Annotated in this window: 12 protein-coding genes; 5 read left to right on the top strand and 7 right to left on the bottom strand. The window is 65.7% G+C overall.

Annotated features, from left to right (window positions below):
• Positions 1 to 3: 3 nt before the first annotated feature.
• The 4 genes from ACQPZ2_RS20450 to ACQPZ2_RS20435 form a co-directional block, all read right to left on the bottom strand.
• A complete protein-coding gene (locus ACQPZ2_RS20450; RefSeq protein WP_433527010.1) occupies positions 4 to 873 on the bottom strand; it encodes an ABC transporter permease in 870 nt (289 codons plus the stop codon).
• Positions 866 to 1,705 carry an ABC transporter ATP-binding protein gene (locus ACQPZ2_RS20445; protein ID WP_433527009.1) on the bottom strand — a complete coding sequence of 280 codons (840 nt, stop codon included), beginning with the start codon at positions 1,703 to 1,705 and terminating at the stop codon, positions 866 to 868. Before ACQPZ2_RS20445 ends, ACQPZ2_RS20450 begins: the two co-directional genes overlap by 8 nt.
• The gene (locus tag ACQPZ2_RS20440; RefSeq protein WP_433527008.1) at positions 1,702 to 2,787 is read right to left on the bottom strand and encodes an ABC transporter substrate-binding protein; all 1,086 of its coding nucleotides are present in this window, start codon (positions 2,785 to 2,787) and stop codon (positions 1,702 to 1,704) included. Before ACQPZ2_RS20440 ends, ACQPZ2_RS20445 begins: the two co-directional genes overlap by 4 nt.
• 305 nt (positions 2,788 to 3,092) lie before the next feature.
• Complete coding sequence (locus ACQPZ2_RS20435; RefSeq protein ID WP_433527007.1) at positions 3,093 to 3,857, bottom strand: IclR family transcriptional regulator; 765 nt, start codon at positions 3,855 to 3,857, stop codon at positions 3,093 to 3,095.
• 251 nt (positions 3,858 to 4,108) lie between these two features.
• On the opposite strand from ACQPZ2_RS20435, the gene ACQPZ2_RS20430 reads away from it, so the two are divergent.
• Positions 4,109 to 5,683 (top strand): FAD-binding protein, encoded by a 1,575-nt coding sequence (locus tag ACQPZ2_RS20430; RefSeq protein WP_433527006.1) that lies wholly within the window; start codon positions 4,109 to 4,111, stop codon positions 5,681 to 5,683.
• On the top strand, positions 5,680 to 6,018 hold the full coding sequence (locus ACQPZ2_RS20425; protein WP_433527005.1) for a 4Fe-4S dicluster domain-containing protein: 339 nt from the start codon (positions 5,680 to 5,682) through the stop codon (positions 6,016 to 6,018). Before ACQPZ2_RS20430 ends, ACQPZ2_RS20425 begins: the two co-directional genes overlap by 4 nt.
• On the opposite strand, the gene ACQPZ2_RS20420 is transcribed toward ACQPZ2_RS20425, so the two are convergent.
• The gene (locus ACQPZ2_RS20420; protein ID WP_433527477.1) at positions 6,015 to 6,713 is read right to left on the bottom strand and encodes a TetR/AcrR family transcriptional regulator; all 699 of its coding nucleotides are present in this window, start codon (positions 6,711 to 6,713) and stop codon (positions 6,015 to 6,017) included. The genes ACQPZ2_RS20425 and ACQPZ2_RS20420 overlap by 4 nt on opposite strands.
• Positions 6,714 to 6,843: 130 nt before the next feature.
• Between ACQPZ2_RS20420 and ACQPZ2_RS20415 the strand changes: the two genes are divergently transcribed.
• A complete protein-coding gene (locus tag ACQPZ2_RS20415; RefSeq protein ID WP_433527004.1) occupies positions 6,844 to 7,773 on the top strand; it encodes an NAD-dependent epimerase/dehydratase family protein in 930 nt (309 codons plus the stop codon).
• Between the two features lie 63 nt (positions 7,774 to 7,836).
• The gene (locus ACQPZ2_RS20410; protein ID WP_433527003.1) at positions 7,837 to 9,561 is read left to right on the top strand and encodes a GMC oxidoreductase; all 1,725 of its coding nucleotides are present in this window, start codon (positions 7,837 to 7,839) and stop codon (positions 9,559 to 9,561) included.
• A 7-nt stretch (positions 9,562 to 9,568) separates the two neighbouring features.
• On the opposite strand, the gene ACQPZ2_RS20405 is transcribed toward ACQPZ2_RS20410, so the two are convergent.
• Together ACQPZ2_RS20405 and ACQPZ2_RS20400 are read right to left on the bottom strand one after the other, a co-directional pair.
• Positions 9,569 to 9,808: a hypothetical protein gene (locus ACQPZ2_RS20405; RefSeq protein WP_433527002.1), complete on the bottom strand. Its 240-nt coding sequence runs from the start codon at positions 9,806 to 9,808 to the stop codon at positions 9,569 to 9,571.
• Between the two features lie 34 nt (positions 9,809 to 9,842).
• Positions 9,843 to 14,549, bottom strand: coding sequence for an FHA domain-containing protein (locus tag ACQPZ2_RS20400; protein ID WP_433527001.1), 4,707 nt, complete (start codon positions 14,547 to 14,549; stop codon positions 9,843 to 9,845).
• A gap of 189 nt (positions 14,550 to 14,738) precedes the next feature.
• Here ACQPZ2_RS20400 and ACQPZ2_RS20395 point away from each other — a divergent pair, with 189 nt between their 5' ends.
• Positions 14,739 to 16,322, top strand: coding sequence for a hypothetical protein (locus tag ACQPZ2_RS20395; RefSeq protein ID WP_433527000.1), 1,584 nt, complete (start codon positions 14,739 to 14,741; stop codon positions 16,320 to 16,322).
• The last annotated feature ends 90 nt before the right edge of the window (positions 16,323 to 16,412 follow it).

Raw genomic sequence — 16,412 nt, 5'->3', positions numbered from 1 at the left:
TCCTTAGCGGGAGGGCTCGGCGCGCCACCGGGACAGGCGGCGTTCGAGAGCGACGAGTAGGCCGTTGAAACTCAGCCCGAGCAGCGAGATGGCGATGATGCCCGCATACATGTTCGGGATCTGGAAGTTCTGCTGGGCCGCGGTGATCAGATAGCCGAGTCCGGCACGGGCGCCGACCATTTCGGCGGCGATGAGCACCAGGATCGAGGACGCCGCTGCCATGCGCACGCCGGTGAAGATCGATGGCACCGCAGCGGGCAGGATCACCTTCTGGAACAGCCGAATCGGCGAGAAGCCGAGCGAAACGGCGGACTTGATCAGCAGCGGGTCCACGGTGCGCACACCGGTGATGGTGTTCAACAGGATCGGGAAGAAGCTCGCGTACACCACGAGTGCGATCTTGGAGGTCTCCCCGATGCCCAGGATCAGGATGAACACGGGCAACAGCGCGAGTGCCGCGGTGTTACGGAACAATTCCAGGATCGGGTTCAAAAAGTCGGCCACCGGTCGATACCAGGCAATGGCGACGCCGACCGGAATAGCCACCGCGAGCGCGAGCGAGAACCCGGTCGCCGACCGGGCCAGGCTGGTCGAGACGTGCTCCCACATCTCACCGCTGCGCACCAGATCGATGAAGGCCTGCGCGACGGTGGAAAACGGCGGCAGGAAGACCTCGTCCACCAAACCGAGCCGCGGCGCCGCCTCCCACACCGCGACCAGCAGACCGATGGCGAAGGTGGGCTTGAAGATGCGCCACGCCAGCAACGCGACCGCCCGCAATATCCGCGACAGGTCGACTGTCGGCGCGGCCTCCGCCCGACTGCGGACGACGACCGGCCGTGACTTCTCGACGACTTGTACTGCGCTAGACATGAACCGGCTTCCTCTCGGTGCTCGTGGTCGACAGCGACTCGCGTTCGAGTCCCTGCGCCCGGGTGACTTCGCTCTGCAACTGCGACCAGATCTGGTGCCGTGCCTCCCGGAAGGGTTCGCTGGAACGCACATCCGCACCGGAGTTCCGGTCGATATCGATATCGATCACCGCCTTCACCCGCCCAGGGCGTGAGGTCAGCACGGCGACTCGCTGACCGAGGTAGACGGCTTCGTCGATGCCGTGGGTGATGAACAGAATCGTCTTGCCGGTGGCCCGCCAGATCCGTAACAGCTCGTCCTGCAACGACTCCCGGGTCTGGGCGTCGAGTGCGGCGAACGGCTCGTCCATCAGCAGCACCTCCGGATCGAAGGCGAGGCTGCGGGCGATGGCGACTCGCTGTTTCATGCCGCCGGACAGCTCATGTGGATATCGGTCGCCGAATCCGGCCAGGCCCACCAGTTCCAGGTATTCGTCGGCAATCTTCCGGCGTTCCCGACGCCGGACACCCTTCGCCTCCAAACCGAATTCGATATTTGCCCGGGCGGTGCGCCACGGCAGCAGCGCGTACTGCTGGAAGACGATGCCGCGGTCGAGACCAGGCCCGCTGATCGGCTTGCCGTCCAACAGGATTCGCCCGGCACTCGGCTTGCTGAGCCCGCCGAGCAGATCGAGCAGCGTCGACTTCCCGGAACCGCTCGGCCCGACGAGTACCAGGAACTCGCCGTCGCGCAGTTCCAGCGAAATGTCCTCGATCGCGGTGAACTCCTCGTTCGACCCACGGACCGGGAACTGTTTGCGCACTCCGGTGAGTGCGAGTTTGACCTGACTCATTTCGCCGCGACCACCTCTCCGGTCGGCCCGGTGGTCGGACCGTAGGTCCCGTTGGCGTACGGGTTGTCCTTGTTGGTGTACAGATCCTTCGCCGTCAGCTTTCCGGCAGGCACATCACCGTTGCGGACCAGCCAATCGATCCAGATCTGCAGTTCCTTCTCCGCGATCACCGCACCGGGGACCGGCAGGCCTGGGCTGCGCCAGAATTTCAGCAGATCGGTGTTCTCATTGCGTCCGCGCTTGTTGATGATCGAGGCGTAGCGCGCGACCACCTCGTCACGCGGGGTCACCTGCAGCCAGCGCGTCGCCCGCGCGGTCCCCTGGACGAAGTCCTTGACCGCCTCCGGGTTCTGAGCGATGTAGTCCTTGCGGAAAACATAAGTGCCGTAGTCGAATTGACCGAACAGGTCCTTATCGGTGTAGAGCGCGTGGATTCCGCCGCGCCCGACCGCGCTCTCCCGGAAGACCCCGCCCAGCGCGCCGACATCGATCTGCCCCTTGCGCAGGGCGTCCTCGGTATTGGCAGGCGGCACCACGATCAACTCGACCTGTTTGATCTCCTGGTCGGTCAGGCCCTGCTGGTGCAGCCATTCGCGGGTGATGAATTCATGGTGTGCGCCAAGGGTATTGATGCCGACCTTCTTGCCGATCAGATCCCGTGGCGAGTTGATGCCCGAATCGTCACGAACGAAGTAACCGGTGAACGACTGCGCATCCGCGCCGTACGAGCTGAGCACCGATGTGACGGGCGCGCCGCCCGCGGCCAACTTGACGACCGCGCCGTTGAAGGCGCTGCCGAACTCGATCTGACGGGTCGCGGCAGCCTGGATATTCGCCGGTCCGCTGGTGGTGTCACCCTCCCAGTGCAGCGCGATCTTGCTGAAGTAACCGAGATCGTCCGCCAGTTCGTAGGCCGAGACCTGGCCGGTCGATCCCTGGTAGCGCAGTACGGCCTTACCGTCGGCATTGGTGCCCGGCCCGGATTTGCCGCAGCCGGCGAGCACCGCGACCGCGGTGGGAATGGTGAGTACGGCGGCCACCGCACGGACGAACCGTGGCCGGGTTTTCTGGGACAACGTCATGGGGGTTCTTTCACGGAATGCGCACTGCCGCAGCGCTATAGGGCACACCACAACGGCAGGTAAAGCGCGGAGGATTACCTGATTCGACCAATGCGGCGACCCAATTTCGGCGACCGCGGATTCAGGCGCGACAGACTCCATGGGGCAAGCGCATGAAATCCACCGTGCGACGGCGGATCAGCGCAATGGATTCGATCATGTCAACGACCTTCGTGGGATTCGGATAGAAGCGGCGACCCCGCGGCTTTGTGTCCATGGTGGGGTCGCCCGCCATGGACGACAATGCCGATTTCACATTGTGAAAATCACCGTGAGTACAACTCCACCGGCGCATCGGTGATAGCGGCGGTGGACTGGAACAGTGGCCCGATCCGGCCCGCGATCTGCCGCATAGCAGGCACGATGCCGCGCACCAGTTCCTCGTTCAGCCGCGCGGAACGGGCCTGTACGCCGAGCGCACCCCACACCTGCTTATCCGGGCCGAGGACCGGCACCGCCACCGAGCGGACCGGATCCTCGCGCTCGATGAGCTCTACGGCGAAACCGCTGCGCCGCACGCGATCCAGATCCGTCAGCGGCGCTGGCCGTCGATCGAGTCCGTCGACGACGGGCGAGAAGGCCAGCAGTGCCTGGCCGACGGCACTGGACCGCAGCGGCTGGCGGGCCTGCGGCAACTGGTTGGGGCAGAAGTACACCGGCGGCCGCGCCTGAAAGACCGTGACCGCGTCTCGGTCGTCGGCGATGCTCAGGCTGACAGTGATCTTGATGCCCGCGGCCAGCGCATACAGGTGCGGTGCGGCCGCGTCGATGCCCAGCCGCGACAGAGCGGGCCGGGCCAGCGAGGCGAGCCCGTGCCCGATGCGATAGCGATCGGTCGCCGGATCCTGTTCCAGCAACCGACCCCGCACCAATGCCTGGGCCAGCCGGTAAGTAGTGCTGACCGGAAGTCCGGCCCGATGCGCCAATTCGCTCACCGACAGTTCGGGATCGTCGCCCTCGAAGCAGTTCAGTACGTGAATCGCGCGGTCGACCGCTTGGGCACCCGAACGGGGTTGATCGGCGGCTGTCATGGTTCCTCCTGATATTTCTACCGATCGGGATGTGGCCAGAACTATCGCCGGATGATCCGGGCGCGGCAATGGTTCTGCGCCCGCTGCGCCGATTCCTCGCGCAAGAATGTCGGCAGCGTCAAAATCGCGCTGATTCGAAGGGTTTTGCGATTCCGACGACGCGCACAGAATCGAATTCCCCGCGCTGACCCCGCATTCCGCCGACGATTGCCGCTTTCTCGCCGCAATCCCGACGTATCAGGAGCAGACGCATGAGTGAACTCTGGCAGACCAGCACCGATGTACTGGTGATCGGCGGCGGTCCGGCCGCCGCATGGGCGGCCATCAACGCCCGGGAGGCCGGCGCCGAGGTGACCTTGGTCGACAAGGGCTACTGCGGAACCAGCGGCGCTACAGCACCTTCCGGCACCGGCGTCTGGTACGTCGCCCCGGAGGCGACCGCCCGTGCGAATGCCAAGGCCAGCCGGGAGGCGCTCGGCGGCCATCTCGCCGATCACTATTGGATGGATCGGGTCCTCGACCAGACCTACACCAACATGAATCGGCTTGCGGTGGAAGGCAAGTACCCGTTCCCGACCGATCCGGCGACCGGTGAGCAGCTGCGCACCGGGGTGCAGGGCCCGGAGTACATGCGCCGGATGCGCGCGTGGGTCAAGCGGATCGGCGTCCGGATCCTCGACCATTCACCGGCTCTCGAACTGCTCGTCGACGATGCGGGCACGGTCCGCGGTGCGGCCGGATACCAGCGTCAACTCGACCGTGACTACCGCATATCGGCGGGTGCGGTGGTGCTGGCCAGTGGCGGGTGTGCATTCCTGTCGCGCGCGTTGGGCACCGATGTCGATACCGGTGACGGCGTGCTGATGGCCGCCGAGGTGGGCGCGCGCTTCTCCGGGATGGAATTCTCCAATGCCTACGCGATCGTGCCGAAGGGGTCGACCATCACCAAGACCGCCTACTACGGGTACGCGACGTTCTTCCACGAGGACGGACAGGTACTCGAGGGTGCGGGCTCCGCGAAAGGCCGATCGGTGATCGCCCGAACCCTGTTGTCGGAGAAGGTATTCGCCCAACTCGACCGCGCCGATCGGACGGTGCAGGCGCAGATGCGGCTCGGGCAGCCCAACTTCTTTCTGCAGTTCGATCGGCGCGGTATCAATCCGTTCACCGATCGTTTCGAGGTCGATCTGCTCGCCGAGGGTACGGTGCGCGGCACCGGAGGTATCGATATCGTGGACGACGACTGCGCGACCACTGTGCCCGGTCTGTTCGCAGCGGGCGATGCGGCGACCAGGGAACGCATCTGCGGTGGTTTCACCGGTGGTGGCAGCCACAATTCGGCATGGGCGATGTCGTCGGGGAGTTGGGCCGGTGCGGGTGCGGCAAGGTTCGCCCTCGGCTCGTCTCGGCCCGACGACGCCGCGCTGCGCGGCGCGGGACGAACCGGCTTGCGGCCCAGCGACTCCCCCACGCTCGATGCCGCCGAGGTTGTCGAGGCCGCGCAGGCCGAGCTGATTCCGTTCCAGAAGAACTACCTGCGCCACGGCGAGCGACTACGGCCCGCACTCGACGCACTGGACACGCTCTGGGAACGCGCAGGGACGGAGCTCGGTGGCCGCACCGGTGACGATCGCATCCGGGCCAGACAGGCCGCCGCCATCACCGCGGTCGGTCGGCTCATGTACGAATCGACTCTGGCGCGCACCGAGACTCGCGGTATGAGCAAGCGCGCAGACCACCCGGAACAGGATCCGGCGCAGCGCCATCACATTCTGTCCGGCGGCCTCGACGCTGTGTGGACCGAGACCGCCGAGGTCGCGTCATGATCGAAGTCGTACTCGCCGAGGCCTGCATCGGCTGCGATAAATGTGTGGACGCCTGCCCGACCAACGTATTCGACCGCACCGAATCCGGAATTCCGGTCATCGCAAGGCAATCCGACTGTCAGACCTGCTTCATGTGCGAGGCCTACTGCCCCACCGACGCCCTCTATGTCGACCCCGAATCGACCCCACTGCCTCCCGGCAGCCCAATCGCACAGGACCAGATCGGCCGCTACCGCGAGAAAATCGGCTGGGGCAAAGGCCGAACCGCGGGCAGCCTGCTCGCCATCGGCCCCCGACTCCCGCACGGCACACCCCTGCCTCGCCTGCGGCACTAACCGCGGTAGCCGAGTTGTTCGAGGAGACCGTCGAGTTGGAGTTCGAATAGTTCGGCACGGTCTGTGAAGGTGTCGGTGCCGTACTGATCGAAGACATCGAAGGTTACGGCACCGAAGAGGCCGACCCACATGGTGATGCCGCGGGCGACGAGCCAGTCCGGAAGGTCGTGGTCGAATGCGGCCCTGATATTCGCGAAATTGGCTGCGAGCGCGGATGATAACGGGCGCTTCTCGACCGGAGCGGTGAGCTTGTCTTCGCGGTAGGCGCGGGCGAAGAGGGTTTGCATGGTCGCGATGACCCGCGTACCTGGGACGGTGGTTTCCTCGGCGGGGGCGGCGTAGCCCGGCACCGGTGTGCCGAACAAGAGTCCGTAGCGGGCCGGTTCGGCCAGCGCCCAGCCGCGGACGGTACGGCCGACGATGCGCAGGCCCTCGATCGGATCGTCGGGGGCATCGGCCAGCGCCGCATCGACCGCGTCGCCGAGTGCGTTGTAGCCGTCGATCACCAGTAGCGTGAGCAGTTCATCGCGGCTGCGCACATAGCGGTATACCGCCGACGAAACCACACCGAGATCGCGGGCGACCGCGCGCAGCGAGAGGGCGGCCGCGCCATCGGTGGCCAGATGTTCGCGGCCGATCCGGACGATATCGTTCATGGTCTGGGCCCTGGCACGGGCACGTGGTGTCGTCGCCATATCGATCACCATGCGCGCTCCTGAGAGCGATGTCAACTAATGCGAGCACTGCTCTTGACTTCGTTCGGCGCCGACTGCATGCTTGTGCACAACAGAGAGCATCGCTCGCCAAAATAGACTAGGACGCACCATGCCGGAGCTGCACATCGTCACCGGAGCCGGGCCCACCGGAACCACCATCGCCGAGCAATTGGCCGCGGCGGGCAAACAGGTCCGGGTGCTCACTCGTTCCGGGAGCGGTCCCGATCATCCACTCGTCGAGCGACGCAAGGTCGATGTGACACTGCCCGAACAGCTTTCGGGCGAATTCGATGGCGCGACGGCTGTTTACCACTGCCTGGGCGGCTCGGAATATACGGCGAAGGCCTGGCGCGCGGAGCTGCCGCCGGCCGAGCGCACCGTGCTCGACGAGGCCGAAAAAGCTGGCGTGGTAGTGGTTTTCGCGGAAAACATCTACTCCTACGGCAAGGTCGACGGTCCGATTACCGAAGACCTGCCCCGCAATGCCGATTTCGGCAAACCCAGCGTCCGCACCCAGTTGGTGCGCGCCCGCGAGGCGCACGCCGCCGCGACAGCGAGCGTCGCCGCCGCGGACTTCCTCGGCCCATATGTGCGGGCGTCGCTGGCCGGGGAGCAGGTCTTCGTCCCGATCCTCACCAGCAAGCGGGTGCAGGCATTCGGCAAGCTGAACCTGCCGCACTCCTATACCTATATGCCCGACCTCGCCGCCGCCATGATCCGCGCGGCCGCCGACGAATCGGTCTGGAATTCCTTCCTGCACGCCCCGACCGCGCCGCCGATCACCCAGCAGCAACTCTTCGACGCGATCGCCGCCGCCGCGGGCCTCGCGGCCCCCAAGGTGTTCGCGGCACCGGCCGCCCTGCTGCGCATGATGGGACTCATCAATGCGACGATGCGCGAGCTCGCGGAGATGAGCTACCAGGTCACGCGGTCGTTCGTGCTGGACTCGTCCGCCAGCGAGCAGCGCCTCGGCCTGCATCCGACGCCGATCGACGAGGCCATCGCGGCCACCGTCGCCTGGTGGCAGACCCAGCTCTGAGTCTTTACTACTCGGTAGTAGTGTTACCGGTGTCACTGGCGACACGGATCGAGGAGCACCACAATGGACCAGCGAGAAACGGATTTCGACGTACTCGTGGTCGGTTCGGGATTCGGCGGCAGCGTCACCGCGCTGCGGCTGATCGAGAAGGGCTATCGGGTCGGTGTGCTCGAGGCCGGTCGACGCTATACCGATGACGAGCTGCCCGAAACCAGCTGGGACCTGCGCAAATTCCTATGGGCGCCCAAGCTCGGCTGCTATGGCATCCAGCGCATCCACCCGCTGCGCAACGTGTTGATCCTCGGCGGTGCGGGTGTCGGCGGCGGTTCGCTCAACTACGCCAATACGCTCTACGTGCCGCCGGAGCCCTTCTTCCAGGACCAGCAGTGGCGCGATATCACCGACTGGCGCGCCGAACTCACCCCGTATTACGAGCGCGCGAAGACGATGCTCGGCGTGGTGCAGAACCCGCATCTGACACCGGCGGACGAGGTGTTCAAGAAGGTCGCCGACGATATGGGCTGTGGCGAGACCTTCGTGCAGACCCCGGTCGGCGTCTTCTTCGGCGAGCCGGGAAAGACTGTGGCGGATCCGTACTTCGGCGGTGTCGGACCCGACCGCACCGGCTGCCTCGAATGCGGTGAATGCATGACCGGCTGCCGCCACGGCGCGAAGAACACCCTGGTGAAGAATTACCTGTATCTCGCGGAAAAGGCTGGCGCGCAGGTGATTCCGATGACAACGGTGACCTCGATCCGCCCGCTGCCCGACGGCACCTGGGATGTCTGCACCGAACGCACCGGCGCATGGTTCCGCAAGCGCCCGCAGACCTACACCGCGGGCCAGGTCGTACTCGCCGCAGGCACGCTCGGTACCCAGAAATTGTTGCACGCCATGCGGGATCGGGGCGTGCTCCCCGAGTTGTCCGACCGACTCGGCCAACTCACACGCACCAACTCCGAATCCATTGTGGGCGCGGCGACCCGCACAGTGAATCCGGACGTCGACTTCACCCGTGGCGTCGCGATCACGTCATCGATCCACCCGACCCACGACACCCATATCGAGCCGGTGCGCTACGGCAAGGGCTCGAATGCGATGGGGCTGTTGCAGACCCTGATGGTCGACGGCGGCGGCCGGATGCCGCGCTGGCTGCGCTTCCTCGGTCTGGTCGTGCGAAACCCGTTCACGCTCATCAGTTTCCTGAGCGTGAAGAACTGGAGTGAGCGCACCATCATCTCGCTGGTGATGCAGCACCTCGACAATTCGATCACCACCTATACCAAGCGCACCCTGTTCGGCCGCAAGCTCACCAGCAAACAGGGCCACGGCCAACCCAATCCGACCTGGATTCCGGCGGGCAACGAGGTGACCCGCAAGGTAGCGGAGGAAATCGGCGGCGTCGCGGGCGGCAGCTGGGGCGAAGTCTTCAACATCCCGCTCACCGCCCATTTCCTCGGCGGCGCACCTATCGGCGCGGACCGCGACACCGGCGTAATCGACGCCTACCACCGAGTTTTCGGCTACCCGACGCTCAGCGTCGTCGATGGCGCCGCCGTCTCCGCGAACCTCGGCGTCAACCCGTCGCTCACCATCACCGCCCAAGCCGAACGCTGCGCCGCCTATTGGCCCAACAATGGCGAACAGGACCTGCGTCCCACGCAGGGCGTTGCCTACCAGCAGATCCAGCCCATCGCTCCCAATAGCCCCGTCGTCCCAGCCGACGCCCCGGCCGCCCTGGTCCTGCCGATAGTCGAAATCCGCACCCACAAGTCCGCCGCCAGTTAGGGCGGGTTTACCGGTCGTCGAGATCCGCTGCGTCCAAACCTGTTTCACGCAGGATGCGGGCCAGCGTATCGGGGTCGATGGCAGACTCGGCTGGGTCATCCACCTCGTCGGCATCCGCCTCGGCCCGGTTCGCCGTGGCGGCAGCGAGCAGTTCGTCGTATCCCGGATCGCCGGGATGGAACTGTTCGTAGCCGTCGAAACTGCCGCCGTCGTCGGTCCGGCCGCCGACGCGTCGAACGATCGTCACGCCATCCCCGGCAAGGATCGGACGGCCGACGGCTTCATGCGAGGACTCGGGCAAAGTATTCCTCCAACTTCTTCGCGATACGTTTGTTACCGCAGGCGAACTTGCGTAGTTGCTTCATGTTCTTGGGTCCGCCCGCCACCCATGCCGAGAAGGCATCGGCGAACCCCTCGCGCGGTGTATCCGCATAGTTATCCCAATCGGGGTGCTTTCCGATCGTCGCCAGCATCTCCGCATGCAGATCCTTCCACTCCTTGCCATCGCTGAGCCAGCGCCCACCGGTTCCGTACGCCGCGTCCGCGGCGTGGCCGAATTCGTGCCACGCCACCGCCCCGGGGAAGTAGTCTTTGCCGTAGGTGGAGTCGATGTAGATGCGGCGTGACCCGCCCGAATACAGACCCGCGACGTTGTTCCAGTTGACATGGTCGTTCGGGCCATCGGGATTGTCTCGAACGACCTGCTCGAGGCCGGGCATTTCCTTGACCGGTTTCTTGCCGATGACAACGGCGCCATCGGGCGAGGCGTTGATGTGATCGCTCACCCGCTGGAATACGTGATCGGGTATCACCGCCAGATCCTTCACCACCTGCTTGCTCTCCGGCCTCGAGTCGATGACGTTGAGGAACGGGCCACCCTCGGCCGGAGCGAAGCCGACGGTGAATTCATATGCGTCCCCCGCCAATGCCACATGATCGCCCGGTTGCAGGGTGACCTTCGTGCCGGATTTGATCCTGTCGCCGTTGATGTAGGTGCCGTTCGACGAAGCCTCGTCGCGGATCCAGACCCGGCCCGAAGGGTGAACACCGATGCTGGCATGACTGTGAGAGATGAAGTCGTATCGCCGAAGATTGGTGGGCACTTGCGAGTTGCTTCGCCCGAGCAGTACCGGCTCGCCGCCGCGCACGAGATCGAACGACAGCTCGCCGTGCGGGCTGTTGAGTTTGACCTCCTTTTGGTTTACGCGGGGCTGATGGAAGCCATCGCCACCGAATTGCGCCGCGCCGACCCAGTCGCCCATCTTGATTGCGTCGCCCGGCTTGACCGCGACGGGTCCAGCGTCCGGGTCGAGTTTTCTGTTGTTGACCCAGGTTCCGTTTTCGGAGTGCTCGTCGCGCAGCCACAGGTTCCCATATTCGTCACGGAAGAGCGTGGCGTGGTGCCGAGCAACCGAGTGGCCGGACAGCTGGTCCGCCAGCGGCGAATCGTGCCTGGTGCCGAGCTTCACCTCCTCACCCCGCCGCAGCGTGAGCGCCGGAGCGTCGGCGTTATCGGACAGCCGAACGGCCAGTGGTGATCCCTCCCCCACCTGCACCCTCGCGGATTTCTCACCGAAGGTCACCTTGTCGTCGTCGGCAAGGTACCGCTTCTCGTTGGGTGGGATTGTTTCGTCATTGACTTTGGTACCGGCGTAGCCCCTCGGCGCCGAGTCGCGCACCCACATTCGACCATCGAGGTCACGTCCGACGGTGACTTCATGACCACCCACGGGCTTTCCGTCCCGCCAGAGCATGGCGTGCCCGTTGAGCTCGCCGATGTTGATGATCCGCTCCTGACCGGGTTCCAAGTGAATCGGACGACGCTGCTCGTCCGGCGGGAAATGCAGGACAGCCGGCCGGAGATCGGTGGCGTCACCGACTCCGATTTGCGCCCTGCCGACGAAATCCGGGCCGAGCCGGACGTTGTCACCTTCGGTCAGGGTGATCTTCTGGTTCGGCGCGACCCGGTCCCCGTTGACCCAGACCCCGCCCGATCCTTCGTGATCTCGAATCCAGAGCCGCCCGTCGTGATCCAGCCCGAGCGTGGCGTGCCGTGCGTCGACCCCCGAGACGCCTTGCAGTTGCGGCGCGAAGGGCGAGTTTTCGTCGGTGCCGACCACCACCGGGTGTCCAGGTTCGAGCCGCACCGGGGCCGCATTCGGGCCAGTGCCGATCAGCACCCGCACCGGGTCCGCAGCGACCGCCCCGTCCGCTGGCACGAACTGCGCTTCACCGTGATAGTTGGCGAGCCGAACGGCGTCGCCCGGCCGGAGGGTGCGCTGCTCACCCTCGGCGAGCCGGTCGCCGTTCACCCATGTGCCGTTGGTGGAGTTGACGTCCTGAATCCACACTCGGCCGTTCTCGTCCATGCCGACGGTCACGTGGTGTGCCGATAAATAGTCGCGTCCGGGCGTATCCGGATGCAAGATGCTGCGGCCGATATCGATTGTCCGGCCACGATGCAGCCGGAACGGCGGGCCATCCTCACCGAACAATCGCACCTCGGCCATTTGGCGCTCGAAGGTGATCCCGACTTCGAAGTCGCGGCCGAGCATGAGGTCCTGGCCGTCGTAGATGCGAACCCACTCTTTACCGAGCACCTGCTTGCCGTCGACGAAGGTACCGTTCAACGAACTCTCGTCGCGGATCAAGACATGGCCTTTATCGTCCACCCTGATGGTGACGTGCCGCCGTGATACACGGTCGCCGACCATGTCATCGAGCACCGCGCCCGTACCGCGCCCCAGGACGTATTCCTGTCCCGGCATCAGCCGGAGCGGAACCCTGGCGCCGTTCTCTCCGGTGAACACGACGTCGACGTAGCCACCATCCGGGTGGTGGTAATGCGCGGTGTAACCGCCACCCGGCGGTGGCATCGGCCTGGGCAGGTTCAGACCATCGTTCGACGGTCGCTCATCCGTGTCGAGCCGCGGCTGCGGTTGTGTCGGCGGACCGTCATAGGACTCGTCGCGGGTGATCGGCTCCCCATACGGTCGCTCGCCGTCCGGCACGGCCGCATCGCGATCCTCGCGGACTGGTGGTCGCTCAGGTTTCACCTGCGCGTCCGCCACCACATCATCCCCCGTGCGGTTCGAAGGTGTTCCAGGGCGCCCCGGGGGCTCCGGAAGCGGCGCGGGCCGGTCCCCGCGCGGGGGCGCCGATACGTTCCTGGCGCCGTCGCCCGACCGTCGCCCATTGGATTCCGGTGCGCGAACGGGTGATTCGCCCGCAGGCGGCATCGCTCCTGGCGGCACGGCGGCACGGCGGGGACCACCGCTGTCCACGGCGTGCTGTTCGAGCAGGTCGAGACGATGCAACATCGCGTCGTGCCAGCCCCGTCGACCGGCTGCCATGAATGCGGGATGCAGTTCTTCGATTCGCTGTCTGATCTCGTGCACCTCGGCGCGCGTCAGATCGTGGTCGAGCCAGACGATTTCATTACCGAGGCCGTATTCCTGGAATTGCTTCGCGAAGGGACTGATCACCTTCGCGTCCACGCCGCCCTCGAAAGCGCGGCTGTTATCGATCGCCCACACATCTCCGGTCCGGTCGACCATCCAGTTCCGGTCGACAATCCAGTTTTCGGAATTGCGGTCCGGCATAGCGATCAAGAGGTCCAGCACTCCCAGACGTTGTCCGCTGGAGGTTCCGAAAAACCGTCTTTCGGCGTCCCAGTCACGCGGATACGCGTCTTGCCCGGTCTTGCCGGGTACCACTTCCATGTACACGTGGTCACCGACGACGTGCACCGCAGGCACCCGCGCCCCAACGGCGTCGCCGACCAGCGAGACCAAGAATTCCGCGTGCGCGTGCCGACGGTTCGACACCACCTTGTGAATAACCTCGGTGCCATCGCCGAAGATGAGGCGCTCCACTACTTTTGCCGAGTTCCCGACGGTGCTCGTGCGCCTGATCGTCTCGACCCGCGGTGTTTCGCCGGAGCGCAGCAGATCGTCGACGTGTGTGGCGAACGCCCGCTGCCGCAGCGCGAGTTGAGAGGTGCCGTTCTCGCGGCGGAATGCGTTGCGGCCCGCCTGGTGCACGCGCAGTGAGCTGGTCGCCGCGCCGAGGAAACCGCCCGCGAATCCGGTGATGGCGGCCGCGCGTACGATTTCGAATACATCACCGATGCTGTGAATGTCCTTGTAATGCAAGACCACCGAGGGCAGAGCGCCGACGATGCCGCCGCCGAGACCGCCTGCGCCGCCGATCAGCACGGTGCCGCCCATATGCATCGCGAGTCGACCCGCGGTTGTGGTGGCTCTCCCGCTCAGTCCGTCCAGCACGCGCGGTGCGACTCTGCGTCCGACCTCGGCGCCGGCCGCGCCGCCCAAGGCTCCGCCGACCGCCAATTCCACCATTGATCCGACGTCGAATTCATCGCGGACGCCGTCGATGAGGTCCCAGACCTGTGCGCCCGCGCTGGTCAGCGCACCGGTCAGGCCACCGATCGCGGCCGCATGGACGGCACCGTGCAACGCGGCTCGCTGGGCCTGACCGGCGGCCGCGTGCTCGCCCACCTCGGTAGTGAATCGCGCGGCAAATACGCGCATCTCTTCCTCGGCCTCGAGCCGATCGGCCAGTGCCTTGGCGCCGCCGCCCTGGAAGAAGAGCAACATGTCGAAGGCAAGCTGTGCGCCGAGTGCGATACCCGTGGCGACTAGGAGGTGCTGTACCTGCACGGTGGAGTCGGCTACGTCATAGCACTGCTGTCCCATGCTTTTGCACACGGCGGCCTTGTCGCGCATGGCCTGCAGGACAGTGCGGTGCCGTTCGGCCATTCCGGTCCTGGTCTCGCCGCCGACGGCTTGTTCGGTGCGTGGCGCCTCGGCCTCGTATCGGTCGGCCGAAGCGGTGATCTCGTGGTGGGCCAGCATGTACGCGTCCCCGTTGCGGCGCATGCCACCGGCCTCTGTCTTCGGCCAATGCCCGAGGACCAGGTCCCGCACGGCGGAAGGCACCTCCACCAGTAGGCCACTTGCATCCATCCCGACCTCCCGGCACCCTCCATATGCCCGCCTCGCCAATCTTGATATGCCCAGACGAACCGATATTCCCACAGCAGGGAATAGAGCGAGCGAAAACTTAACGGCAAATGGAAATATCCCCAGCATCGAGGCAGGTGCGGCCGCGAGTATCGGTCACACGGAACTGCCGAGGACTTAGGGAGAACGGGTGTGGCCGAACAGTTTTACGCCGACCCGGCGGCCCTGCGAGCCCGAGCGCCCGAACACGAACGCATCGCCGCGGATGTCGCGGCAACCGTGCAGACGTTGCGCAATGCCCTGTCCGCCGAAGGCGCGCCGTGGGGCGACGACGACGCAGGACGCGCATTCGCGCAGTCCTATCTGCCCGAACACAAGCAGACCATGGACGACCTCGACAGCCTCGTCGAGGTTCTGCGACAGTCCGGCGGCGATCTGCGCCAGCTCGCGAACAATCTCGAGGACATCGACCTGCTCGGTGCACGCTCGGTCGGCAACGCGGGCAACGAAACTCAGAACGACGCAGGACCGACAGCAGTCGGCAACGGCACGGACGCGCATTCGACCGACAACAACGCCGGAACCGAACCGAACGCGACGCAGCCGCCCACCGCACCGGCCTTCGCGCCGAACGCAGTGCAACCGATAGATCAGACTCCAGCTGCAGTCAGAAGGCCCACGGGAACACGTTCGACAGACATCGGCACACCCGCCGCCGACGGTGCGTCGTCGAGCCCACAGCGGTCGGACGACACGTCGGGAAGCCGCCCCGACCGCGATCAACCCGGCAGCGATCAATCCGGTACGGATCAACCCGCTACCGGCAGCGCGGGATCGCCTGCCGCGGGTGTGCAGCCAGTTGCGCAGGCAGATGTCGGGCGCACACGTCCCGCCGCGGGCTCGCGGGCCGTCGCGGGCGGTTCGCCTGCTGCAGGGGGCACGCCGTGGTCCAAAACGGGTGGGCCCGGAACGCCGTGGTCGAAGCCGACGACACGGCCGCCGCGCGTCAGTGCTCCGGACGCCGGAAGGCAGGATGCTCCGCCACGCATACCGGGCAGGCCCGCACCCGCCCGCGCTACCGGGAAGGGCGACGATCCGAATCGTAAGATCGCGCAACCGAACTCCGGCGAATCACTTGCGGAGCGCCTGGCCAGGGAACTGGCCGAGCGGTACGGCGTTCAGGCGTTCGGCTTCGATACACCCGGCGTACCCGACGTAGTGCTGACCGAGATCGTCGACGCCGTCGACACCGTGCTGCCGCAGTATCCGCAGGTCGACCTGCAAGCGATCGGCATCGATGAGCTGCCCGACGGCGAACCGACACGGCTGGAATGGGATTCGGCGTCGCACACCTCGCGCATCGTGCTGGCAGCGCACGCCGCGACCGATCCCGAGCAGGCCGGGCGTACCGCGGCAGCGGGCTCCGCACAGCGTCCGGTGTATGCCTCCATTGTGTGTGAACTCGGCGCTGCCCTCGACGCGGCTGGCGGCTTCCGCGCTCGATCCACCGCACAACGTGAACTCCTGACGGCCTATCTGCCGCAGGCTCGCGAGGACCGAGGTTCGTTGAACCGCACCGTATCCGGCTTCCGAACCTGGCGCGCGCAGTTGAGCGCCCGAAGCTTCCACCGCGAACAACTCGACCCCGCCACCGCTCTGGCAGAGGCATTCACCGATGTGGTGCTGAACGCCAGCCGAGCCACACCGCCCGCACAGGTGCTGCACAGCCTCCTGGTCCGCACCGCGGGATCGGATCAGGCGAGCATGAGTCGATGAAGCTAATTTGGGGCAATCGTCCGTTTTCTGTGGGACCCCATTCTCGTTATGGTCGACCGCTCGGTTGAGGGAAGTGGGTCTGGTGCGCAC

This window comes from Nocardia pseudovaccinii (assembly GCF_050942345.1).
Lineage (GTDB): Bacteria > Actinomycetota > Actinomycetes > Mycobacteriales > Mycobacteriaceae > Nocardia > Nocardia pseudovaccinii.
This window is presented reverse-complemented; position numbering and strand designations above follow the sequence as displayed.